Below are 24,296 nucleotides of genomic sequence, written 5' to 3' on the forward strand. Positions count from 1 at the left end.
TTCACAATAAATAAAGGGGTATATAAAGATGGAGCAATCAAAGGGTATTAAGATTGTCTTTTTAATGTGTCTAGGTATCTTTCTTTGTATGATTGATACGACAATTATGAATATAGCTTTACCGGCAATACAATCGAGTGTAAATACTTCATTAGAAAAGATGTCTTGGGTATTAAATGTTTATACAATGACGATTGCAGTACTTGCCATTCCGTTAGGGCGGATAGCTGATATCTTTGGAAAAGCAAAGATGTATATTCTTGGTCTGGTGATTTTTGGGGGTGGATCGATACTTTGCGCTTTTGCTAATACAGGTGATTTTCTTATTTTTTCTCGTTTTATACAAAGTATTGGGGCAGCAATTTTATTTCCAACAAGTATGGTAATTGGTGTATCAGCTATGCCGTTAGCTAAAAGGCATGTTGCACTTGCAATTTTAGGAGTAACACAAGGATTGTCAGCTGCTATGGGGCCAGTAATAGGTGGAATTATTACGCAAAATTTAGGATGGAGATGGGTGTTCTTCGTTAATGTTCCGGTTTGTATAATAGGAATCGTGTTATGTTGCATCATGCTACAAATAAAAAATGAAGAACGTATTATCTCAAAAATAGATTGGATAGGACTACTATTAAGTAGCACAGCAATTTTTTCATTTACTCTCATATTAGTAAAAGGTAATACATGGGGATGGCAAAGTAATATTGCTTTGTCTTGTTATGCAATTAGCACTATTTCTCTTATTTTATTTATTTTAGTAGAACGAAAGATTCATAACCCAATGGTGAATTTAAAGTTATTTCAAGATCGAATGTTTGTCGGAGCGTCAATCGTTGTTATATTGAGTAATTTATTTTTAATTGGAGTTACTGTATTGCTTCCAACGTTCTTGACGAAACTACAAGGTCGAACGGAAATTGAAGCGGCTTTTTTAGTGACACCTATTTCAGCGATGATATTTTTTGTCTCACCAGTTGCAGCAACTTTAATTAAAAAACTCGGAAAAGTAACTATTATTTTGTCAGGATTTCTTGTTATGGGGCTTTCCTACTATTGGTTGCAAATGATTGATGTTCATTCAACAAATATAGAAATTATTATTCCATGTATGATATTAGGTGTCGGATATGGCTTAGTAGTGGGGCCAATTACAGTTTTAAGTGCGTCTTCGTTTGAAGGAGAATTATTAACTGCTTCTCAAAGTGTTGTATCAATGTTACGACAGGTTGGAATTGTATTGGCGGTCGCAATATTTGTCTCTAACTTAACTCATAATTTAACTATAAATAAAGAAAAAGTATATCGTTATGCAGAAGAAAAGGTGCGGAATATTCATGTGAATAGTACTGAGCAAACTGAAATTTTACAAATGACTAAAGAAAAAATAGAGAATCAAAGTTTAGAGTCGAATATAAATAAGAAACAAAATGCAATGACAATGGGGTTAAGTAAAGAGAAAAAGGAAGAATTGATTCGCGACAAGACGGATGAAATATTAAGAAAAGTTCCAGTAGAATATAGGGATGTAAAAAGAGAAGAAGTTATGAGGCAAGTAACAAAAGAAGTTGAAAAACAAGAGGAAAGTATAAAGAAAGAGGTACTCACATTTTCGAGTGATGTGAATCATTATGCCAAGAATCAGATGGCAATGAGTTTTACAGATTTATATAAAGCAAGTGTGCCAATTATTTTAATTTGTGCTTTCGTAAGTTTGTTGTTTTGGGAAGGGAAAGCTTGGAGTAAAAAGAGAAAGGGAAGGATAGTAGAAGAAGCGTAAAGGAAAACAGGCTGCTATTAGCCTGTTTTTTCATTGTTTTCTCCTTGCATATTGTGAATAGTAGTATTTTTAATATAGCATGGGATAAGTCGAGTATGATTAGAAAGTTTTTTAGAATGAAAGGGATGAATGGAAAATGCCATTGAATATGTAACGTTATACATAGTACATTAACAAGAGGGATTAATTTTAAAAGGAGGAAGGGGAATTGCTAGATAAGGCAGGGGCTTTAATAGATAATCATGTGTACACAGAAGAAGAGCAACAAAAACTATACAAACGAACGTTAATAATCGTCAGCATTTCACAAATGTTTGGCGGTGCAGGACTAGCTGCTGGTATTACAGTGGGAGCACTTCTTGCACAGCAAATGCTTGGAACAGATGCATTTGCAGGATTACCAACTGCTATGTTTACATTAGGATCAGCATTAGCAGCTTTCATAGTAGGGAAGCTTTCGCAACGATATGGACGCCGGATAGGTCTTGCAACAGGGTTTATAGTAGGTGGATTTGGAGCAATTGGTGTTGTAATGGCAGCTTTAACGAATAGCATTATTCTTTTACTTATTTCTTTACTCATATATGGTGCCGGTACAGCCACGAATCTACAAGCTCGTTATGCAGGTACAGATTTAGCAGATAAGAAGCAGAGAGCAACGGCTGTTAGTATTACGATGGTAATGACGACTTTCGGTGCAGTTGCAGGACCAAATTTAGTAGGAGTAATGGGTAGTTTTGCGCATTCAATTGGAGTTCCTAAACTTGCAGGTCCGTTCATACTATCGGCAGCAGCATTTATACTGGCGGGTCTAGTTCTTTTTGTTATGCTTCGTCCAGATCCGTTAATTATTGCTAACATAATAGAAAGATATAAACAGGAACATACATATAAAGGGCAACCAATAACAGAAGAAGTGAAAGAAAATAAACGAGATATTACAGTTGGAGCAATCGTAATGATACTTACGCAAATCGTGATGGTTGCGATTATGACGATGACGCCAGTTCATATGGGACACCACGGTCACGGTTTAAGTGCAGTAGGACTTGTGATAGGTTTTCATGTAGGTGCAATGTATCTTCCATCTCTCGTTACAGGAATGTTAATTGATAAAATTGGCCGAACTACAATGAGCATAGCTGGTGGAGTGATTTTACTTGCAGCGGGTGTCATAGCTGCGATAGCACCAAGTGATTCTTTATTACTATTAATCGTTGCTCTGTCTTTACTTGGGCTAGGATGGAACCTCGGATTGATTAGTGGTACAGCACAAATCGTTGATTCCACAACACCGTCTACACGTGCTAAAACACAAGGGAAAATAGATGTTTTTATTGCGCTAGCTGGAGCTTCTGGTGGAGCGATGTCAGGTATGGTAGTAGCGAATTCAAGTTATGCGGCATTGTCATTGGCTGGAGGCGTGTTAGCGTTATTACTTATTCCTGTTGTGATATGGTCTCGAAAAGGGGCAAGAAATTAAATGAAAAAGAGGTTCTAGTTACTGACTAGAGCCTCTTTTTATACACTTAAATTAAATTCCACTCTACAATAAGCCCTAAATGTGTAAGACCACCACCGAATAAAATACAGGTCGTTCTATCGGTATAATCAGTAACTTTAGATAATGTCTCTGTCGCTACGACAAGTACTTTTTCATGTGATCCAGAAGTGATTAAGCTATTACCGACGTGTAGTCCATATGTAAAACCAGCACAAGTTGCATTTAAATCAAAAGCTAGTGTATGAGGTATGTTGAAGTATTGTTGTATTTGGCAAGCAACACTAGGGAAAACGTAATCAGCAGTAGTAGTAGCGACAATGATACAGTCGACATCTTCTAAGTTTTTCTTATATGTTGTACATAAATTTTTTATTGCTTTAATGGCTAAGTTTGAGGAATATTCTTCTTCGCTAGCGATTCTTCTTTCCTTCATTCCTGTTCTTTGTACAATCCATTCATCATTCGTATGGACCATCTTTTCTAAATCGTTATTAGACAATATTTGATCTGGAACATAAGTACCAATTGCAGTAATACGAGATTTAGAATGCATAGGAACATCTCCTAATTTTTATTTTTATAACCTGATACTAATATCAGACTATAAAAATGTCAATATAGATTTTTGTTGTATTAAAACGATAATACTTAACTTACAAGGAATTTGGCGAGTGCTGTAAAAATAATATACGAGAAGTTTCTAAAATTGATAATTGCTTTTGTTATTTTTATTGTGAGAAAAACTCGCAAAAAATGACGATTAAAGTAAAAAAATAACGATTTTCTTTAGTGTGATATAGGTTGTTAAACCTTGTGAAAGCGAATTACTTATGCTACACTTTATGTAACTTAAAATGAACGGAGGGGCTTCCTTTGATCTTAATCAGATTACGTCTCAATACTTTGTGCCAATAATTGAATAGCGCTCAAAGGCTCTGTCTGTGTACAGAGTGAACGGGATTGGTCTGCCTATTTTAAAGGAACCCTTTATTAAGCTTATATGTGAAAAAGAGGGAGGGACGAATACGCCCTCTTTTTGTTTTGCCTTTATAAATAGAATGGGATTGTATAGGTGAACGCTTATTGTGGATACGTATATGATCTTGGGACTTTTTGACTATAAAATAGGATGAAAGCATAGCTTTCTTCTATTTCTTTGGTGAACCCTTATCCGTTTACGAAAACACAGGCAGCGACCTGTGTTTTTTATTTTACGTAATCGAAATGGAGGAATAAATATATGGAAGAAGTATTACAAAGAGCAGTTTTAGTTGGAGTAAATGTAGGTAATGAAGATGATTTTGCATATTCGATGGAAGAGTTAACAAATCTTGCGGAAGCTTGTGATGTAGAGGTAATTGGGCAAGTAACGCAAAATTTACAACGAGTAAATCCATCGCATTATATCGGAAAAGGAAAGATTGAAGAAGTAGCAGCGTATGTACAAGAAATAGATGCGAATATGGTCATCTTTAATGATGAATTATCTCCTTCACAAATTCGAAATTTAGAAGAGGATTTAGATTGTAAGGTAATTGATCGTACCATTTTAATTTTAGATATTTTTGCGCAACGTGCGAAAACGAAAGAAGCACAGCTGCAAGTAGAAGTAGCACACCTTCAGTACATGATGCCTCGTTTAATTGGTCTTCGTGAATCGTTAGGGAGACAGAGCGGCGGCGTTGGTACGAAAAATAAAGGTGTCGGTGAGAAGAAGTTAGAGTTAGACCGTCGTAAAATTGAAGAACAAATTTCAGTTTTGAATAAAGATTTAGAAGCGCTCGTTGCCCAGCGTCAAACGCAGCGAAAGCAACGTAAGAAAAATGAAATACCTGTTGTAGCATTAGTAGGTTATACGAATGCAGGAAAATCAACGACGATGAATGCAATGCTTGAAATTTATAATGGTACAGAAGAAAAACAAGTATTTGAAAAAGATATGTTATTTGCGACGTTAGAAACATCTGTACGAAATATTGATTTGCCAGATAATAAATCATTTTTATTAACAGATACAGTTGGATTTGTAAGTAAATTACCACATCATCTTGTGAAGGCGTTCCGTTCAACGTTAGAAGAAGTAGCGGAAGCAGATTTACTTATTCACGTCGTAGATTACGCAAATCCAAATTATGAACAATTAATTGATATTACAAATGAAACGTTAAAGAAAATTGGAGTAGAAAATATTCCAACGATCTATGCTTATAACAAATCAGATATGGTGGATGTTGAAATTCCGAAAGTACAAGAAGACCGCGTGTATTTATCTGCGAAGAAACATGTTGGAATTGAAGAGCTTGTAGAAATGATTCGTTCCCATATTTATAAAGAATATACGAAATGTGAAATGTTAATTCCGTATGATCAAGGACAGGTAGTTTCGTATTTCAATAATCATGCGCACGTTTTATCAACGAGTTATGAAAATGAAGGTACGAAACTAGAAGTGGAATGTAAGACGAGCGATTACGAGAAGTATAAGCGTTTTGCAATTTAATGTAAGAGGCAACCCAGTTTGTGATTGGGTTGCCTTTTTCTATAATGTTTTACTGCTGAAAGTTACAAGGATGCAAGTCAATGATGAGAGTTAAGTTATATTTCTGGAAAAAGAAATGAAAGCAGTATAAAATAGAAATGTTTCAAAAATCAGAATTTATTACACCTACTGTAATAAATATATATTTTGTACAGAAAGGAGCGATTCACATATGCAGGCAGTTTCACAAAAAAACACAGTAGAAACACCGACAATATATCGAATATTATTTGCGATTAGTTTCGGACATTTTTTAAATGATTCGATGCAAGCAGTTGTGCCGGCGTTGTTTCCTATTTTGGAAAAAACGATGAATTTATCCTATATGCAAGTAGGGTGGATTGCGTTTGCGTTAAATATGACGTCATCGATTATGCAACCGGTGTTTGGTATGTATTCAGATAAGAGGCCGTCACCATTTTTATTACCACTCGGTATGTTTTCAAGTATGCTTGGAATGATTGGACTCGCGTTTGCACCAAACTTTATTATTGTTATTATTTCTGTTTTATTTATTGGCTTAGGTTCCGCAGTCTTTCATCCAGAAGGCGCTCGTGTTGCGTATATGGCGGCAGGTGCAAAACGAGGGTTAGCGCAAGCGATTTATCAAGTTGGGGGAAACACGGGGAATTCTTTAGCTCCTATTTTTACAGCGCTAATTTTCGTTCCACTCGGTCAAATTGGTTCATTAGGTTTTACAGCATTTGCAGCAGTAGGAATTGTATTATTAATTTTCGTATCGAATTGGTACAAAAATGAATTAGCAACCGGTGCTGTAAGAAGGAAGAAGAGGGCTGCACTTGAGGCGGAAAATGCAATTGTAAGCACACACATTAAATTCGTTATTATACTTCTTGTTTTTCTTACTTTTGTACGCTCTTGGTACGGTGCTGGTATCGGGAATTTCTATCAATTTTACTTAATAGAGCATTACGGTTTATCTATAAAAAATGCCCAGTATTTCGTATTCGCATTTATGATTGCTGGTGTGTTAGGAACTTTCTTCGGAGGACCGTTAGCAGATCGATTTGGTAAGAAAAATATCATCGTATTTTCAATGTTAGGTTCAGCGCCACTTGCACTGTTATTACCACATGTCTCACTTGTGTGGGTCGTACCGTTATTTTTATGTATTGGTTTTATTAGTTCAAGTAGTTTTAGTGTAATTGTTGTATATGCACAAGAGCTTGTACCTGGAAAAGTGGGAATGGTGTCAGGATTAATCGTAGGTCTTGCGTTTGGACTTGGAGCATTAGGTGCAGTAGTTCTTGGGAAATTAGCAGATATATATAGCCTGCAATTTATTATGCTATTATGTAGTTGTCTACCATTAATTGGACTCACTTCATGGTTACTGCCAAGTGATAAGAAAACGATAGAATAGGGGATGCGCTATGAAATTGTGTGAAAACGTTACGGAATTAATAGGAGATACACCTGTCGTCCGATTATCTAAATTTATTCCGGAAGACGCAGCAGATGTGTATGTGAAACTAGAAATGTTTAATCCATCGCGCAGTGTGAAAGACCGTGCTGCTTATAATTTACTTCACGTTGCAGAAGAAAATGGTCTCATCAAACCAGGAGATACAATTATTGAACCGACAAGCGGGAATACAGGGATTGGTTTAGCGATGAATGCAGCAGCTAAAGGGTATAAAGCGATTTTAATTATGCCAGATAATATGTCAAAAGAGCGTATTAATTTATTGAAAGCATACGGAGCAGAAGTAGTTTTAACACCAGCAGAACAAAGAATGCCAGGAGCAATTGCGAAGGCGTTAGAACTGCAAAAACAAATACCGAATAGTTTTATCCCGCAACAATTTGAAAATCCAGCTAATCCGAATATTCACCGTTATACGACTGCGCTTGAAATTTACGAACAAATGGATGGAGAGCTGGACGCTTTTGTTGCAACGGCAGGAACAGGCGGAACGATTACAGGGACTGGTGAAACGTTAAAAGAGAAATTACCAAACTTATATATTGCAGTAGTGGAACCGAAAGGATCTCCCGTTTTATCAGGTGGTGTACCAGGTCCTCATAAACTAGTAGGAACAAGCCCAGGGTTTATCCCGAAAAACTTAAATACAGAAGTGTATAACGAAATTATTCAAATTGCAGACGAAGAGGCTTTAACGACAATGAGAAACTTAGCTAGACAAGAGGGATTATTAGTTGGGCCGTCTTCTGGAGCATCTGTTTACGCTGCAATCATGATAGCGAAACGTCTAGGCGTTGGTAAAAAAGTTTTATGTATTGCGCCTGATACAGGTGAACGTTATTTGAGCATGGGGTTATTTGAATAAAAAGGATAGAAACACCTTAATAGTGAATAGCTGCTATTAAGGTGTTTGTTTTATGGAATGAAGAGGGGGAGAAGAACAATGAAACTATTAAAACCAATACATGAATATAGTGAGCATATTACGGCGTATAGACAAGCGTTTTTACACTCAGGGGAACAACCACATGGAAGTAGTTCTTTACAAAACTTTGATTCTCTTGATGAATGGTTTGAAAAAGTGAGTAAACAAGAACTAGGAGAAAATTTACTAGCTAATCGAGTGCCATCTAGTCAGTTTTTAAGTTTTGAAAAAGGAGAACTTATAGGTTTTGTGAATATTAGACATAGATTAAATCCAGAATTATTACGGGAAAGCGGTCATATTGGATATAGTGTCCATCCAAATAAACGTCGCCACGGTTACGCTACGAAACAACTACAACTTGCATTAGCTGAAGCGCAAAAGTTAGAATTGCAGAAAGTATTAATAACTTGCGATAAATCCAATATCGGTTCTGCTAAAACGATTCAAAAGGTTGGCGGTGTGTTAGAAAATGAAGTAGTTTCTTCTCGTACTGATGAAGTTATTCAGCGCTATTGGATAGAAATATGATTAAGTAGGAATTTGACAAGGTAATGCAAGCTGTAATATTGAAATAGATAAATGAAATATAGGGGATTACTGCAATTTTAGGGGGAAATGAAATGGGATTAAAAGAGAAAGCGATAGAGATGTCAGAGATTTATAGGAAAAATCCGAAAGTAGAAGCCATTATTTTAGCGGGTTCAGTAGCTAGAAAGCTTGAAGATGAACATTCAGATATAGAATTACATATTTTATGGTCAACACCGCCGGAAGATGAGGATCGTAGGGCCCCTATTTATCATATTGATGGGAAAATATTATCGTATCATCCGTATGAGGAAGAAGAATGGTCGGAAACGTATTTAACGAAAGAGGGAATTAAATTAGAGATTAGTAACTTTTTAACAGAGACAGTAGAGAAAGTAATTTCGGATGTGGTGGATCAATATGATATAAATTATGAAAAACAATGTATTGTATCATCCATTCATGATGGTGTTAGTTTGTATGGAGAAGGGAAAGTGAATGAATTAAAAGAAAAAGTAGCGGCATATCCAGATGAACTAGTAAAACGGATGATTTCAGAAAATCTATGGTTAAGTAATCGTTGGCACAATCGAAAGGCGCTTTTAAAACGGAAAGATTGGCTTATGCTTTATGACGTTATTTGCGAAGTACAAAGGAACGTATTCGGTGTTTTATTTGGTTTGAATAAAATGTACGTACATCATCCAGCGTTTAAATGGATGCCTAATAATGTGGAACGAATGACTATTAAACCTGAAAAATTATATGAACGTATGGCGGACACATTAATAGGGAATCCAGAAAAAAGTGTGCAGGAGTTAGAGTTGCTAATAGAAGAAGTGTTGCAACAAGTCCATACATACGCGCCAGGAGTAAATGTGGATGAGCAAGAAAAATCTATTTTTTGTTTTGTGAAATAGAAAATAGTAATAAGGGGGAAGTTATGGGTTTTTTTAATAGGTTTTTTAAAAAAGTTGAAAAAGTAAATGAGCAAGAAGCTACTCTTCATGAATTAAGTGAAGAATTGTATGTTGAATCACCGGTAGAGGAAGCGACTAGTTACTGGGTATCAATGGCACAAAATATAATTGTTAATGCTGTAAAGGCGGCTGACAATGATGTGGAACGTGCCTTCGTGTTATTGAATTTGAAGAAAGGTGAGGCTTCATTTGATATTTTTTATCAAATAAATGGGCAATTGTATTTCTGGGATCAGCTAGAAAATGAGACGATAAGAAATAGAATTCAGAACGAGTTGTTACCGCAAGTTCCAGAAGTTTCCAATGCAGTAAATGAGCAATTTCGTGGAGCTGATCACCCTATAATTTCGTTCGCACAATTGCAGTTTGAATGGGAAACGAAAGCCTGGTTCTCACATATAATTTGGGAAGATAGCCTTGCTGCTCAATTGCCCAAAACTCAAATTCTAAATGAATGGTTTCGTGTAATTAAAGAAGAAACGAAAAATAGACCACTGGATAGTGATGCGAAATTTTCTTGGTATCCATCAAACTCTTAAAAAATGAATACAGAGAGACAGGTTATGTTTCTAGATGATTTGTATTATTGAATAAGTATCAATAATACGTAATTCTTTTTCTATTGCCTGTTAGAATTCGCTATGTACTAAGCTACTTGTTTTCTAAACTAAAACTTATATTTCGAATTTTTAAATAGATTGTAATACATAAAAATTCGAAATATAAGTTGACACTATTTTTAATGTGTGATAAAAATGATAGTAATCAATTCGGAAAATAATATTTGGGCAATGAAAGGGTATAGTAGTGAATATCTCCCTATTTCAGAGAGCTGATGGTTGGTGTGAATCAGTATATAGATTATTCATGAAGTTCGTCCTGGAGCATCTTTCATAAATCTCATATTTTGAGGAAATGAAAGACGGTAGTTTATACCGTTATCAAATAAAGTGGTGAAGATTTTTTCACAACTAGGGTGGTACCGCGATATTTATCGTCCCTACGTATTTACGTAGGGACGTTTTTTATTTAGGTCCTAACTTTGGTGTGGCTTCATAACTAGGGTGGTACCGCGATATTTTATCGTCCCTACGTTTTTGCGTAGGGGCGTTTTTATTTAGGTGGTTTCTTAGTGTTCTTCACAACTAGGGTGGTACCGCGATATTTTTGTCGTCCCTACGTATTTACGTAGGGGCGTTTTTTTATTATTAGGGAGGAAGTGAACGTATTAGAAAAGAGTATTGATAGAACAATATAAATACCGAATTGTAACAAAGAAAAAGAGATAGAGAGGAGATTAACAAATGAATTCACAGCAATGGACATCGAAATTAGGTTTCGTATTAGCTGCAGCAGGTTCGGCAATTGGTCTTGGGGCGATTTGGAAATTCCCATATATGGCCGGCATTGGAGGAGGCGGAGCGTTCTTCCTAATTTTCATCGGTTTCACATTATTAATTGGTTTACCGCTATTATTAGCTGAATTTGTTATTGGAAGAAGTACACAAAAAGAGGCTGTTGATGCATATAGAGAGATTGCTCCTAAAACGTTATGGCCTTGGTTAGGTAAATTAGGAATTGTAACATGTTTCATATTACTTTCTTTCTACAGTGTTGTGGGAGGCTGGATTTTATTATACTTATGGAATGCAATTACAGGTAGACTATGGGAAGGAAATGGGGCATACGAAGCTACGTTTGGTGAAATCATTTCCAATCCATATTTAGCAGTTGGGTCACAGCTATTATTCATCCTAATTACTATTTTCATCGTAAGTAAAGGTGTACAAAATGGTGTTGAAAAAGTAAATAAATATTTCATGCCAGCATTATTCGTTTTATTCTTTGTTTTAATCGTTCGTGCACTTACGTTAGATGGTGCTGGAGAAGGAGTTCGTTTCTTCTTACAACCTGACTTCTCACATGTAACATCAGAAGTTATATTATACGCAATGGGGCAATCGTTCTTCTCGTTATCTGTCGGGGTAGCCGTTATGGTAACGTATAGCTCATACTTACCGAAAGAAGAAAGCTTACCACGTTCAGCATTTTCTATCGTGGCCTTAACTCTTGTTATTACATTACTTGCAGGACTTGCAATTTTCCCAGTTGTGTTCGCATTTGGAATGGAACCATCTCAAGGACCGGGACTATTATTTATCGTATTGCCAGCTATTTTCAGTAAAATGGCATTCGGAAAATTATTCTTCATCGTTTTCTTATTACTATTCTTCTTCGCTACGATTACATCAGCAATTTCGATGTTAGAAATTAGTGTTGCATCGTTAACATCAAAAGGTAAAGGGAAACGTGAAAAAATGGCCTTAATCGTAGGGTTATTAATCTTCGTTGTTGGGGTACCATCAGCGTTATCATTCGGTATATTAAGTGATCTGAAGATTTTCGGGAAGACAGTCTTTGATTTAGCGGACTATGCGGTAAGTAACGTATTAATGCCACTTGGTGTATTATTAGTTTCTATCTTTGTTCCTTTAAAAATGAAGAAAGATGTATTAATGAAAGAGCTAGGTGTAAGTAAAAATAAAGGTTATAAACTATTCATATTATGGTTATTCTTACTTCGTTATATCGCACCAATTGCGATTATTATCGTATTCTTAAATGTACTTGGCATTATATAAAAAAAGGTAGCGTATCATACAAAGATACGCTACCTTTTTATTTTGCTCTTTTTTGCAATTCATTTACTGTTACGAACTGATAGCCCTTCTTAGATAAAGAATCTAAAATACCTTCAATCGTTTGTAAATTTTCATTAGACTCATCATACATAGAGTGCAGTAAAATGATAGAACCTGGTTTTACATTTTTATTAACGTATTTAATTTTATCAGCCGCAGATTTATAAAAAGTATCGGGCTCAAGATCCCATGTGATTGTTTCGATATTGTTTTTATTTAAATAATATGGCAGCCCTATTAACTTCTTACCGTTAGGGGGCCTAAAATCAATTTCGCCTGTAAATCCTGTTTGGCGGATTAATGAATTCGTTTTTTCTATTTCACCTTTAATAAAAGAAGGTGTTTTGAAAACCATTCTATTATGAGAATATGTATGATTTCCAAGTTGGTGCCCAGATTGCGCGATAGCTTCTCCTAACGATAAATTTTTCTCTAATTCATTTCCAATTAAAAAGAAAGTAGCTTTAGCGTTGTATTTATCTAGTAGCGGTAATATTTGTTTTACATTGTTAGTAGGGCCATCATCAAAAGTTAAAGCGATCACTTTTTCATTTGTTTCTACACGTTGTGTTAAATCTCCAAATAATTGAAAGCTTCTTGAGTTCATCAATTTGTATGTTCCGAATAATGCCGTGATAATAAAGAATAGTGTAACGATTGTAATGATAATTTTTTTCTTCATAATGTAACCTCACAATGATTTTTGATTCAATTAAAAAGTATTATATCAAACTAAGTAATTTCGTGCTTTAAGAAGGGTGTGGATGCAAGGAGAAGGAATTTATCATATAATAAAATACAAAAGGTATATTAGGAGGTGTTTATATGGCGATTATAATTCAATTGCCAGACACTGCAACGTCTCATGCAAAGCCAAGTATGGAAATGGCGATACTTTGCGTGAGGTAGACAAGTAATATACAATCGCCTATATGAGCTCGTATCATTTTTTATATTTGGCTTTGCACCTTATTGAAATGAACCATAAAAAATAAGGGGCGAGCAGAAATGAAATACGTAAAAGCTAATGCTGTTTTACCGGAGAGTTTAATTACTGAAATTCAAAAGTATATACAAGGTGAAACAATTTACATTCCGAAACAAGAAACGAAACATTATAAATGGGGTACACGATCTGGCGGAAGAAAACAATTAGATGAAAGAAATAAAGCAATTAAAGAAGCGTTTAAAAGTGGGATTGCTATTCATCAACTTGCAGAAGAATATTTTCTTTCTGGGGAAACGATTAAAAAGATTGTGTATTCTAAATAAGAGGAAAAGAGTCTGATTCATATATTACTTTGAATCAGACTCTTTTTGTTTTATATGTATTGGATATATGAAGTGTGAACGGGCATGATAATAGAAAAAATGTGCCGTTTTTTTATTAAATGCTATACAGAACATTTGAAGAGTAGAAAGGTGAACATATATGAATCATATTGGACAAATAACGATAGAGCTTTTAGTTGGTTTTTTTGTTCTATTAATTGCTACAAAAATATTAGGAAAAACACAAATATCTCAGCTAACGCCCTTTGATTTTATTTCTGCAATCGTCCTAGGTGAGCTCGTTGGAAATTCAATATATGATCCTAAAATTAAAGTATGGTCTATTTTATATTCAGTATTTGTTTGGGTAATTTTAATTTATACTATTGAAGTGATAACACAAAAAGTAAGAGGGACAAGAAGGTTTTTTGAAGGATATCCTTCAATTATTATTCGTAATGGAAAGATTGATCGTGAACAATTAAGCGTAAATCATTTGGATATAAACCAATTACAACAAATGCTTAGGCAACAAAAAGATATATTTTCAATCCGAGAAGTTGAATATATGATATTGGAACCTAACGGAAACATAAGCGTTTTGAAAAAAAGTAAATACGAATCTCCTACTGTAAATGATTTAAGTTTAAAACATAAGCCTGTATACTTACCAATTTCATTAATTAGTGATGGAAAAGTAGTTAAGGATAATTTGAGGGAAGCGGGATTTGATGAAGGGTGGCTTTATAAACAAATAAAGCAAAAAGGAATTACTAAATTTGAAGACGTATTATATGCGGAATGGAAAACAGATGATGGCTTCTTTTGTCAGGAAATGCAGCGGTAGAGAATAAGTGATATATGTAATGTTTGTTTCTAAGTTATCTTTTACATATCAAAAAACGTAATCATTGTATACAATAAAACTAGATCAACAATTTGTATGGAGTGATAAAGATGGAAGCGTTTATTAGAAGTGATCAATATAATTTTATAAAATCACAAGCTTATATTTTAGCAAACGGGCATGCAACGGGAAATGATAGAGGTGTAATTCAAGCGTTAAAATCGCTTGCGATTGAAAAGATAATACATGTATTTGAGAATTTAACGGATGAACAGAAAGAGTTAATTGATACGGTATTAACAGTTCAAAATAGAGAAGATGCAGAATCATTTTTAATGAAAATAAATCCGTATGTAATTCCGTTTCAAGAAGTTACAGCACAAACATTAAAAAAGTTATTTCCTAAGGCGAAAAAGTTAAAACTTCCTGATATGGAAGAAATAGATATGAAAGAAATATCTTATTTAAGCTGGATTGATAAGGGATCAAGCAGGAAATTTATTATAGCGAAAAATGATAAAAATAAATTTGTTGGTCTGCAAGGAACGTTCCAAAGTTTAAATAAAAAAAGCATTTGTTCATTATGTCACGGGCATGAAGAAGTAGGAATGTTTTTAGTTGAAATTAAAGGCGATGTACCAGGAACTTTCGTTAAAAAGGGAAACTACATTTGCAAAGATGGTGTAGCTTGCAATCAGAATATGAAATCGCTAGATAAATTGAACGATTTTATTGACCGCTTGAAGAAATAACGAGAAAACCTCTAGTATTTAAACTGGAGGTTTTTATTTTTTAAAGAAGTAAAATAAGCTTTCTTTGTAAATGTAGATTTATAATGAAATTTGATAAAAATATCTATTATGATACAGTTGCTTATATGCAAGGAGGTAAAACATGGATTACCTTTTATCGAAAGAAAAAGTGAAGCGATGGCCCAAAGATATGATAGCGGCGGGGCGTTGTCATACTGTTGGCCTTAAATCGGATGGCACGGTAGTAGCGGTGGGCCGGAATAAAGAAGGGGAATGTAATGTAAGTGGCTGGCGAGATATTGAAGCAGTCGCAGTGGGCTGGAATGAGTATGGTCAATGTAACGTAAGCGATTGGCGCGATATTGTAGCGATAGCGGCTGGTTGTGCACATACAGTCGGACTAAAATCAGACGGCACGGTGGTCGCGGTAGGTAATAATGAATTTGGCCAATGCGATGTAGGTAGCTGGCGCGACATTCGGTTGCCTGGCAAATAGTCAATTTACAATAAATGATTAGTAATATTATTCTATTTTAGGAGTAATTATGGAATAGGATATGTAGAAAATAATTAAACTTAAATCTACTGAATAAGAATCTCTTTTGAAAAGGGATTCTTATTATTTTTCATAAAATGAGGGTCTAAATGGAATTTTTGAACAAACTATATTTCAAAATTACAGTAGAAGATATAAATAAAGTATAGAGGAGATAAAGAAATGCTTAAAAAGTTTTTGCTTTCTTTACCGGATGTTTTACTTATATGTATCGTTCTCTACATAACGTACACAAATTCTTTTAGTTTTGGACAGATGTTAGTAATTTCAATTGCAATCGGAATTATTGGTGGTCTTGCTATTAGAATTTGTAAGGATGTATTCGCGTATATAAGGTGGACAATTAAACAAAGAAAAACTTGAATATGTTTAATAGTTATTAGGAGGAAATGAAATGACTAAGAAAAAGAATAGAGTAAAAAACGAGATAGTACTTTGGTCACTAACAGCAATTGTTCTGTTAATTGTATGGTACTTTTATCAAAAATAAAAACGCAACGTACTAAAAAAGCACGATGCGTTTTTATTATTTTTTTTGCCAATTTTCTTTTATAAAGTCTTCACGCCCAGATTCTTTTTGTTCAGTAGCATATTTTTCTGGATTCTTTTTATAGAAATGTTGGTGGTATTCCTCTGCTTCGTAAAAAGGTGCAGCAGGACGAATTTCAGTCACGATTGGATCTTTAAACATACCGCTTTCAGCAAGAGCTTGTTTTGATTTTTCAGCAAGCCCTTTTTGTGTTTCGTTATGGTAAAAAATAGCGGTACGATAAGATGGACCACGGTCAAAAAATTGTCCGCCATCGTCAGTTGGATCGATTTGTGGCCAATATAAGTCTAGTAATTTCTGATAAGGAAAAATAGAAGGATCGAATGTAATTTGAACAACTTCTAAATGTCCAGATGTTCCAGCTTTTACTTGTTCATATGTTGGGTTTTCTACATGACCTCCTGCATAGCCAGAAAGTACTTTATGAATACCAGGAAGTTCATCAAATGGTTTTACCATGCACCAAAAGCAACCGCCTGCGAAGGTTGCGAGTTCGTATGTTTTTTCGGACATTGCTGTAATCCTCCTAAATGTATATGTTTTATATAGTATTATATAAATTGTTTTATTGCGCAATAAAAAAGATTTGAAAATATATGTTTTTTATAAACAAGATCCTCCGCTCACATCAATTAATTGTCCAGTTACCCAGCGGCTGTCTGGAGAAGCAAGGAATGCAGCAGTATCGGCAATGTCTTCTACTTCACCTAAGCGATTGAAAGCGGAAATAGTAGTAGCGTACTGCTTCATCATCGGGTCGCTCAAGAGTTCTGCATTCATATCTGTTTTAATAAATCCTGGAAGTATTGCATTCACCGTTATTCCTCGTGCTCCAAGCTGTTTTGCTAGCGTAAAAGTCATTGTATTAATAGCGCCTTTCGTCATACTATATGCAACAAAATCAGGTAAAGAAATGCGGGTGGCAGCGGATGAAATATTAATAATTCGGCTATTGTCACGTAAACGTGGCAGTGCTTGTTGAATGATAAAGAATGGTGCTTTTGCATTTACTGAAAACATTCTATCAAAAAATTGTTCAGTCGTTTCTTCAATAAAAGCACCAGGACCAATGCCAGCATTGTTTATTAAAATATCAAATTGTGTTTCACCAGTGCGCTTTTGTAATTCAGTATCTAAAGCGTTATAAAGGTTTTCTACACCGTGTAAGGATTCTAGATTTGCGCCGATAGAAAAAGCTTGGCCACCATCTGATCGAATTTCATGAACAGTTTCTTCAGCGTCATCTTTTCGATTACCGTAATGAACAGCAACCAATGCACCGTCATTTGCTAAACGTTTAGCGATCGCTCGTCCAATTCCTCGGCTTGCTCCTGTAACTAACGCTACTTTCCCTTTTAACATAGTTTCCTCATCTCCTCATAAACTTTATAAGTTTTTCTTTATGTAGTAATGCGAACATACTTAAGTAATATATGAGTGTATGTAAGTAATGCATTCCAATTTTGATTTGAGAAAAAATAAATAGAATGAATTTTGATTTTTTTGAAAAAACATGTTGACAACAAAAAGAACAACGTCCTATAATACGTGTAACAAATAAAAGTTAATTAAGAATTTTCTAACTTTATATGTTGTATATGCAAAGAAGAGGAAAGTAGATGATTATGATCGTTTCAGAGAGCTACTCCAAGGCTGTGAGGGTAGTAACAATCGAATCATTGAAGATCACCTCGGAGCATCGCTTGCGAAAGGGAAACTGAGTAGAGGGCGGCGGCATCGTCTCCGGTAAAAGGACGGAGGTCTGATTGGACCTACAAAGCTTATATTTCGTGAGAAGTATAAGGAAGCTGAGTGGTAACGCGAAACTCTCGCCTCAGCAATCAAAGCTACTAAATTGTAGTAGTTGATTGCTGAGGCGAGAGTTTTTATTTTTAAAAATAGAAGAAGAGAATGCGTAGAAGAGGAGAGTAAATGATAAAGATTGTTTCAGAGAGCTGCCCCGAGGCTGTGAGGGTGGTAACAATTCACTCATTGAAAATCACCTTGGAGCACTACTTTTGAAAACTAGTAAAAAGTAGCGGGGTTGTTCCCGATAGAAAAACAAAAGTCTAATTGGACTTGCAGAGCTTATGTTTCGTGAGAAGTATAAGGAAGCTGAGTGGTACCACGATTCCCTCGTCTCAGCAATGGATTGCTACAAGTATGTAAGTAATCGATTGTTGAGACGAGTATATTTTTAAGGTTTATATACTGAATATTCTGTTAAAAGTACTCATCTCAGCAATCGATGTAGAAATAGATTGCAAAAATAGAGAAAAAAGAGGAGCGATGTGAGATGGGAAACCAGTACATTTACATGAATGGGGAATTTGTAGAAAAAGAAAAGGCAGTTGTTTCAGTGTATGATCACGGTTTTTTATACGGAGACGGTGTATTTGAAGGGATTCGTAGTTACGGAGGAAATGTATTTTGTTTAAAAGAACATGTGAAACGATTATATGAATCAGCGAAATCTATTTTACTAACAATTCCAATGACGGTAGAAGAAATGGAAGAAGCAGTTTTACATACACTCCAAAAAAATGAATACGCTGATGCTTATATTCGCTTAATTGTCTCAAGAGGAAAAGGTGACTTAGGACTTGATCCGAGAAGTTGTGTGAAGCCGAGCGTAATTATCATTGCAGAACAATTAAAGTTATTCCCGCAAGAATTTTATGATAATGGGCTAAGCGTTGTATCTGTTGCATCAAGACGTAATACGCCAGACGCGTTAGATCCACGTATTAAGTCAATGAATTATTTAAATAACGTACTTGTAAAAATTGAGGCGGCACAAGCAGGAGTGTTAGAGGCTCTTATGTTAAATCAACAAGGATATGTTTGTGAAGGTTCTGGCGATAATGTTTTCGTTGTGAAAGATGGAAAAGTATTAACCCCGCCATCCTATTTAGGGGCATTAGAAGGTATTACGAGAAATAGTGTTATCGAGCTATGTGAACGACTGAGTATTCCGTGTGAGGAAAGACCATTCACTCGCCATGACGTATATGTAGCGGATGAAGTATTTTTAACAGGAACAGCAGCGGAGTTAATTCCAGTTGTAAAAGTTGATTCGAGAGAAATTGGAGATGGGAAACCAGGAAGTGTAACGAAACAATTGACCGAAGAATTTAAAAAATTAACGAGAGAAAGAGGAGTACGTGTTCCCGGGCTGACGGAAAGCTTAGCATAAATAAGGAGAGGAGTTAATTGAAATGAAGCAGCAGTATACAGCGTATGAGAAGTTACAGTGTGAAGAAATGACAGGCGCTGGGCACGTGATTCAAGGTTTGAAGAAATTGGGTGTAACGACCGTTTTCGGCTATCCAGGCGGAGCGATTTTACCAGTATACGATGCGTTATACGAAAGTGGTTTGAAACATGTTTTAACTCGTCATGAACAAGCTGCCATTCATGCGGCTGAAGGATATGCGAGAGCTTCTGGGAAGGTCGGGGTAGTCTTTGCTACCTCTGGCCCAGGGGCGACAAATTTAGTTACGGGCTTAGCAGACGCTTATATGGATTCGATTCCTTTAGTTGTCATTACCGGCCAAGTTGCAACGCCTTTAATTGGTAAAGATGGATTTCAAGAAGCGGATGTTGTCGGAATTACAGTACCTGTTACGAAGCATAATTACCAAGTTCGTGATGTAAATCATGTATCACGAATTGTGCAAGAAGCTTTTTACATCGCCAAAAGCGGACGACCGGGACCAGTATTAATCGATATTCCAAAAGATGTTCAAAATGCAAAAGTCACCAGTTTCTTTAATGAAGAAGTTGATATTCCGGGGTACAAACCAGAACTTGTACCAGACAGCATGAAACTTAGAGAGGTGGCTAAAGCAATTTCAAAATCAAAGCGTCCACTTCTTTATATTGGAGGAGGTGTCATTCATTCAGGTGGATCCGATGAACTCTTCGAATTCGCAAGGGAGAACCGTATTCCAGTCGTTTCAACTTTAATGGGACTTGGTGCATATCCACCGGGAGATCCATTGTTTCTAGGGATGCTTGGTATGCATGGGACATACGCTGCTAATATGGCGGTAACAGAATGTGATTTACTACTTGCATTAGGTGTTCGCTTCGATGATCGTGTAACAGGGAAATTAGAACTTTTTTCTCCGCACTCGAAAAAAGTACATATTGATATTGATCCTTCTGAGTTTCATAAAAATGTAACTGTAGAGCATCCGATTGTTGGTGAGGTGAAAAAAGCGTTACACATGTTGTTACATATGTCTATTTATACACAAACAGATGAATGGCTTCAGAAAGTAAAGGCATGGAAAGAAGAATATCCACTTTCTTATAAGCAAAAAGAATCTGAGTTAAAACCACAGCATGTGATCAACTTAGTAAGTGAATTAACGAATGGTGAAGCGATTGTCACAACAGAAGTAGGACAGCATCAAATGTGGGCTGCTCACTTCTATAAAGCAAGAAAACCTCGGACGTTCCTTACCTCTGGAGGATTAGGAACAATGGGGTTTGGGTTCCCAGCGGCAATTGGTGCTCAGCTTGCAAAAGAAGAAGAACTCGTCGTTTGTATTGCAGGTGATGCTTCTTTTCAAATGAACATTCAAGAACTACAAACAATTGCTGAAAATAACATCCCTGTAAAAGTATTTATCATAAATAACAGATTTTTAGGGATGGTAAGGCAATGGCAAGAAATGTTTTATGAAAATCGTTTATCAGAGTCAAAAATTGGCTCACCAGATTTTGTGAAAGTGGCAGAAGCTTATGGAGTGAAGGGATTAAGGGCGACAAATTCAACAGAGGCGAAACAAGTGGTGTTAGAAGCATTTGCTCACGAAGGTCCTGTCGTAGTTGATTTTTGTGTAGAAGAAGGTGAAAACGTATTTCCGATGGTTCCGCCAAACAAAGGGAATAACGAAATGATTATGAAGAGGTGGGAAGAATGAGTCATACTTTTTCACTCGTTATTCATAACGAGCCAAGTGTCTTATTACGTATAAGTGGAATTTTTGCTCGGCGTGGCTATTATATTTCTTCTTTACATTTAAACGAAAGAGATACGAGTGGCGTTTCTGAAATGAAACTCACAGCAGTTTGTACTGAAAATGAAGCGACATTACTTGTTAGTCAGTTGAAAAAATTAATTGATGTACTGCAAGTAAATAAATTATAAGGGGTGTATGGAGTATGAAAACGTATTATGAGAAAGATGCAAATGTAGAGTTATTACAAGGGAAAACAGTTGCGGTAATTGGTTATGGATCTCAAGGGCATGCGCAGGCACAAAATTTACGTGATTCAGGTGTGGAAGTTGTAGTTGGTGTTAGACCTGGTAAATCGTATGAAGTAGCAAAAGCAGATGGATTTGAAGTAATGTCTGTTTCAGAAGCGGTTCGAACCGCACAAGTTGTACAAATGTTATTGCCAGATGAACAGCAAGCACATGTATATAAATCAGAAGTAGAAGAGAATCTCCGTGAAGGACAAATGTTACTTTTCTCACATGGATTTAACATTCACTTCGGCCAAATTAATCCGCCAAGTTACGTAGATGTAGCAATGGTTGCGCCAAAAAGTCCAGGTCATCTCGTTCGCCGTGTATATCAAGAAGGAAATGGTGTTCCGGCATTAGTCGCAGTGCATCAAGATGCGACGGGAACAGCGCTACATGTAGCATTAGCGTATGCAAAAGGTGTAGGTTGTACACGTGCGGGTGTAATTGAAACGACATTCCAAGAAGAAACCGAAACGGATTTATTCGGTGAGCAAGCTGTACTTTGCGGCGGGGTAACTGCACTTGTGAAGGCCGGGTTCGAAACGTTAACGGAAGGTGGATATCGTCCTGAAATTGCATACTTTGAATGTTTGCATGAATTAAAGCTAATTGTTGACTTAATGTACGAAGGTGGATTAACGAATATGCGCCATTCTATTTCAGATACGGCAGAATTTGGAGATTATGTAACAGGATCGAGAATTGTTACAGATGAAACGAAGAAGGAAATGAAGCGTGTTCTGACAGAAATTCAGCAAGGTGAATTTGCGAAGAAATGGATTTTAGAAAATCAAGCAGGGCGTCCGACGTATAACGCAATGAAAAAAGCAGAACAAAATCATCAATTAGAAAAAGTGGGAGCAGAGCTTCGTGAAATGATGAGTTGGATTCATGCACCGAAAGAATTAGTAAAGAAATAGAGTAAGAGAGTATAAATGAAAAATATGTAAGAGGGGATTTGACAAGATGAGAAGTGACATGATTAAAAAAGGTTTTGATAAAGCGCCGCACCGTAGTTTATTAAAAGCAACTGGTTTGAAAGATGAAGATTTTGATAAACCTTTCATAGCGATTTGTAATTCTTTTATTGAAATTATTCCAGGGCATAAACACTTGAACGAGTTTGGGAAACTTGTAAAAGAGGCAGTTCGTGCGGCAGGTATGGTACCATTCGAATTCAATACAATTGGAGTTGACGATGGTATTGCGATGGGACATATCGGTATGCGTTATTCTCTTCCGAGTCGTGAAATAATTGCAGATTCAGTAGAAACGGTTGTAAATGCACACTGGTTTGACGGCATGATTTGTATTCCAAACTGTGACAAAATTACACCAGGTATGATGATGGCTGCACTACGTATTAATATTCCGACTGTGTTTGTTTCAGGCGGCCCAATGGCAGCAGGAAAAACATCTAAAGGAGAAGTTGTTGATCTGAGTTCCGTTTTTGAAGGAGTAGGAGCTTATCAATCTGGGAAAATTTCAGAAGAAGAATTAAAAGATATTGAAGATCATGGCTGTCCATCTTGTGGCTCTTGTTCGGGTATGTTTACCGCGAACTCTATGAATTGTTTATGTGAAGTGTTAGGTTTAGCTCTTCCTGGTAACGGGAGTATTTTAGCAATTGATCCAAGACGTGAAGAGTTAATTAAACAAGCAGCAGAGAAATTGAAAATTTTAATTGAAAGAGATATTAAACCAAGAGACATTGTAACGGAAGAAGCAATTGATGATGCGTTTGCGCTTGATATGGCGATGGGCGGTTCAACAAATACAGTGTTGCATACATTGGCGCTCGCGCAAGAGGCTGGATTAGATTACGATATGAACCGTATTGATGCCGTTTCAAGACGTGTACCACATTTATGTAAAGTAAGCCCTGCTTCCAATTGGCATATGGAAGATATTGATCGTGCGGGCGGGATTAGTGCAATTTTGAAAGAGATGAGCCGGAAAGAAGGAGTACTTCATCTTGATCGAATAACTGCTACTGGGCAAACATTAAGAGAAAATATTGCTGAGGCAGAGATTAAAGATAAGGAAGTTATTCACTCTCTTGAAAACCCTCATAGTGAGGAAGGAGGATTGCGTATATTAAAAGGCAACCTTGCGAAAGATGGAGCGGTTATTAAAAGCGGTGCAACAGAGGTAAAGCGTTTTGAAGGACCTTGCGTTATTTTTAATTCACAAGATGAGGCACTTGCTGGCATTATGCTTGGGAAAGTGAAAAAAGGAGATGTAGTTGTCATTCGTTATGAAGGACCAAGAGGTGGCCCTGGTATGCCAGAAATGTTAGCACCAACATCAGCAATTGCTGGAATGGGATTAGGTGCTGAGGTTGCATTATTAACGGATGGACGTTTCTCTGGAGCTTCACGTGGAATTTCAGTAGGACATATTTCACCAGAAGCAGCAGCTGGTGGAACGATCGCACTTCTTGAACAAGGGGATATTGTATGTATTGATGTTGAAGAACGCTTGCTAGAAGTAAGAGTGAGTAATGAAGAATTAGATAAGCGTAAAAAAGAATGGAAACGACCAGAACCGAAAGTGAAAGCTGGCTGGCTTGGACGTTATGCACAAATGGTAACATCGGCGAATACAGGGGCTGTTCTGAAAATCCCACATTTTGATTGAGCCAATTTAAA

The 24,296-nt window shown here is 36.2% G+C and carries 21 protein-coding genes, 2 pseudogenes and 2 other annotated features; of the genes and pseudogenes, 19 read left to right on the forward strand and 4 right to left on the reverse strand.

From position 1 onward, the window contains the following. The first annotated feature begins 28 nt into the window (after window positions 1–28). Window positions 29–1,777, forward strand: a complete 1,749-nt coding sequence (locus NST27_RS08860) for an MDR family MFS transporter (RefSeq protein WP_000438105.1) — start codon at window positions 29–31, stop codon at window positions 1,775–1,777. Between the two features lie 208 nt (window positions 1,778–1,985). Next, window positions 1,986–3,260, forward strand: a complete 1,275-nt coding sequence (locus tag NST27_RS08865) for an MFS transporter (protein WP_000884516.1) — start codon at window positions 1,986–1,988, stop codon at window positions 3,258–3,260. Between the two features lie 88 nt (window positions 3,261–3,348). Here the strand turns inward: NST27_RS08865 and NST27_RS08870 are convergent. Next, window positions 3,349–3,834: pseudogene (locus NST27_RS08870) on the reverse strand (ketoacyl-ACP synthase III); the annotation flags it as partial. A 687-nt stretch (window positions 3,835–4,521) separates the two neighbouring features. On the opposite strand from NST27_RS08870, the gene hflX reads away from it, so the two are divergent. From hflX to NST27_RS08905, 7 genes are all read left to right on the forward strand, one after another. Next, a complete protein-coding gene (gene hflX, locus NST27_RS08875; protein ID WP_000393282.1) occupies window positions 4,522–5,781 on the forward strand; it encodes a GTPase HflX in 1,260 nt (419 codons plus the stop codon). A gap of 211 nt (window positions 5,782–5,992) precedes the next feature. After that, window positions 5,993–7,204, forward strand: a complete 1,212-nt coding sequence (locus NST27_RS08880; RefSeq protein ID WP_061661687.1) for an MFS transporter — start codon at window positions 5,993–5,995, stop codon at window positions 7,202–7,204. 10 nt (window positions 7,205–7,214) lie between these two features. Continuing rightward, the gene (gene cysK, locus NST27_RS08885) at window positions 7,215–8,132 is read left to right on the forward strand and encodes a cysteine synthase A (RefSeq protein ID WP_000762273.1); all 918 of its coding nucleotides are present in this window, start codon (window positions 7,215–7,217) and stop codon (window positions 8,130–8,132) included. Window positions 8,133–8,210: 78 nt separating this feature from the next. Further along, window positions 8,211–8,723: a GNAT family N-acetyltransferase gene (locus NST27_RS08890; protein ID WP_047385897.1), complete on the forward strand. Its 513-nt coding sequence runs from the start codon at window positions 8,211–8,213 to the stop codon at window positions 8,721–8,723. 92 nt (window positions 8,724–8,815) lie between these two features. Beyond that, window positions 8,816–9,643: a DUF4037 domain-containing protein gene (locus tag NST27_RS08895; protein ID WP_000523175.1), complete on the forward strand. Its 828-nt coding sequence runs from the start codon at window positions 8,816–8,818 to the stop codon at window positions 9,641–9,643. A gap of 23 nt (window positions 9,644–9,666) precedes the next feature. Then, window positions 9,667–10,242, forward strand: a complete 576-nt coding sequence (locus tag NST27_RS08900) for a hypothetical protein (RefSeq protein ID WP_047385899.1) — start codon at window positions 9,667–9,669, stop codon at window positions 10,240–10,242. A gap of 243 nt (window positions 10,243–10,485) precedes the next feature. Next, window positions 10,486–10,708: a binding site (T-box leader), on the forward strand. A 299-nt stretch (window positions 10,709–11,007) separates the two neighbouring features. Beyond that, window positions 11,008–12,345, forward strand: a complete 1,338-nt coding sequence (locus tag NST27_RS08905) for a sodium-dependent transporter (protein ID WP_001088184.1) — start codon at window positions 11,008–11,010, stop codon at window positions 12,343–12,345. 37 nt (window positions 12,346–12,382) lie between these two features. On the opposite strand, the gene NST27_RS08910 is transcribed toward NST27_RS08905, so the two are convergent. Further along, window positions 12,383–13,087, reverse strand: coding sequence for a polysaccharide deacetylase family protein (locus tag NST27_RS08910; RefSeq protein ID WP_000726867.1), 705 nt, complete (start codon window positions 13,085–13,087; stop codon window positions 12,383–12,385). A gap of 326 nt (window positions 13,088–13,413) precedes the next feature. On the opposite strand from NST27_RS08910, the gene NST27_RS08915 reads away from it, so the two are divergent. From NST27_RS08915 to NST27_RS08935, 5 genes and pseudogenes are all read left to right on the forward strand, one after another. Beyond that, on the forward strand, window positions 13,414–13,677 hold the full coding sequence (locus tag NST27_RS08915; protein WP_000878325.1) for a CD3324 family protein: 264 nt from the start codon (window positions 13,414–13,416) through the stop codon (window positions 13,675–13,677). 160 nt (window positions 13,678–13,837) lie between these two features. Then, the gene (locus NST27_RS08920; protein ID WP_047385901.1) at window positions 13,838–14,524 is read left to right on the forward strand and encodes a DUF421 domain-containing protein; all 687 of its coding nucleotides are present in this window, start codon (window positions 13,838–13,840) and stop codon (window positions 14,522–14,524) included. 110 nt (window positions 14,525–14,634) lie between these two features. Continuing rightward, window positions 14,635–15,276 carry a FusB/FusC family EF-G-binding protein gene (locus NST27_RS08925; protein ID WP_047385903.1) on the forward strand — a complete coding sequence of 214 codons (642 nt, stop codon included), beginning with the start codon at window positions 14,635–14,637 and terminating at the stop codon, window positions 15,274–15,276. Between the two features lie 142 nt (window positions 15,277–15,418). After that, window positions 15,419–15,754: pseudogene (locus NST27_RS08930) on the forward strand (hypothetical protein); the annotation flags it as partial. A gap of 240 nt (window positions 15,755–15,994) precedes the next feature. After that, the gene (locus NST27_RS08935; RefSeq protein WP_047385906.1) at window positions 15,995–16,195 is read left to right on the forward strand and encodes a hypothetical protein; all 201 of its coding nucleotides are present in this window, start codon (window positions 15,995–15,997) and stop codon (window positions 16,193–16,195) included. A 163-nt stretch (window positions 16,196–16,358) separates the two neighbouring features. On the opposite strand, the gene msrA is transcribed toward NST27_RS08935, so the two are convergent. Both msrA and NST27_RS08945 read right to left on the reverse strand, forming a co-directional pair. Further along, window positions 16,359–16,895: a peptide-methionine (S)-S-oxide reductase MsrA gene (msrA, locus tag NST27_RS08940; RefSeq protein WP_001291883.1), complete on the reverse strand. Its 537-nt coding sequence runs from the start codon at window positions 16,893–16,895 to the stop codon at window positions 16,359–16,361. Window positions 16,896–16,985: 90 nt separating this feature from the next. Beyond that, window positions 16,986–17,744: an SDR family oxidoreductase gene (locus NST27_RS08945; protein WP_000911808.1), complete on the reverse strand. Its 759-nt coding sequence runs from the start codon at window positions 17,742–17,744 to the stop codon at window positions 16,986–16,988. Window positions 17,745–18,289: 545 nt separating this feature from the next. Beyond that, window positions 18,290–18,529 (forward strand) — a binding site (T-box leader). A gap of 149 nt (window positions 18,530–18,678) precedes the next feature. On the opposite strand from NST27_RS08945, the gene ilvE reads away from it, so the two are divergent. The 5 genes from ilvE to ilvD are packed head-to-tail and all read left to right on the forward strand — an operon-like array spanning window position 18,679 to window position 24,285. Then, window positions 18,679–19,578 carry a branched-chain-amino-acid transaminase gene (ilvE, locus tag NST27_RS08950; RefSeq protein ID WP_000528156.1) on the forward strand — a complete coding sequence of 300 codons (900 nt, stop codon included), beginning with the start codon at window positions 18,679–18,681 and terminating at the stop codon, window positions 19,576–19,578. A gap of 22 nt (window positions 19,579–19,600) precedes the next feature. Next, entirely contained in the window at window positions 19,601–21,316 is a 1,716-nt protein-coding gene (ilvB, locus tag NST27_RS08955; RefSeq protein ID WP_047385907.1) for an acetolactate synthase large subunit, read from the forward strand. After that, entirely contained in the window at window positions 21,313–21,543 is a 231-nt protein-coding gene (locus NST27_RS08960; protein ID WP_000019916.1) for an ACT domain-containing protein, read from the forward strand. Before ilvB ends, NST27_RS08960 begins: the two co-directional genes overlap by 4 nt. 14 nt (window positions 21,544–21,557) lie before the next feature. Beyond that, on the forward strand, window positions 21,558–22,565 hold the full coding sequence (gene ilvC / locus NST27_RS08965; protein ID WP_000861136.1) for a ketol-acid reductoisomerase: 1,008 nt from the start codon (window positions 21,558–21,560) through the stop codon (window positions 22,563–22,565). Between the two features lie 46 nt (window positions 22,566–22,611). After that, the gene (gene ilvD / locus NST27_RS08970; RefSeq protein ID WP_047385909.1) at window positions 22,612–24,285 is read left to right on the forward strand and encodes a dihydroxy-acid dehydratase; all 1,674 of its coding nucleotides are present in this window, start codon (window positions 22,612–22,614) and stop codon (window positions 24,283–24,285) included. The last annotated feature ends 11 nt before the right edge of the window (window positions 24,286–24,296 follow it).

The organism is Bacillus sp. FSL W8-0770 (genome assembly GCF_038008705.1).
In the GTDB taxonomy this organism is placed as follows: domain Bacteria; phylum Bacillota; class Bacilli; order Bacillales; family Bacillaceae_G; genus Bacillus_A; species Bacillus_A cereus.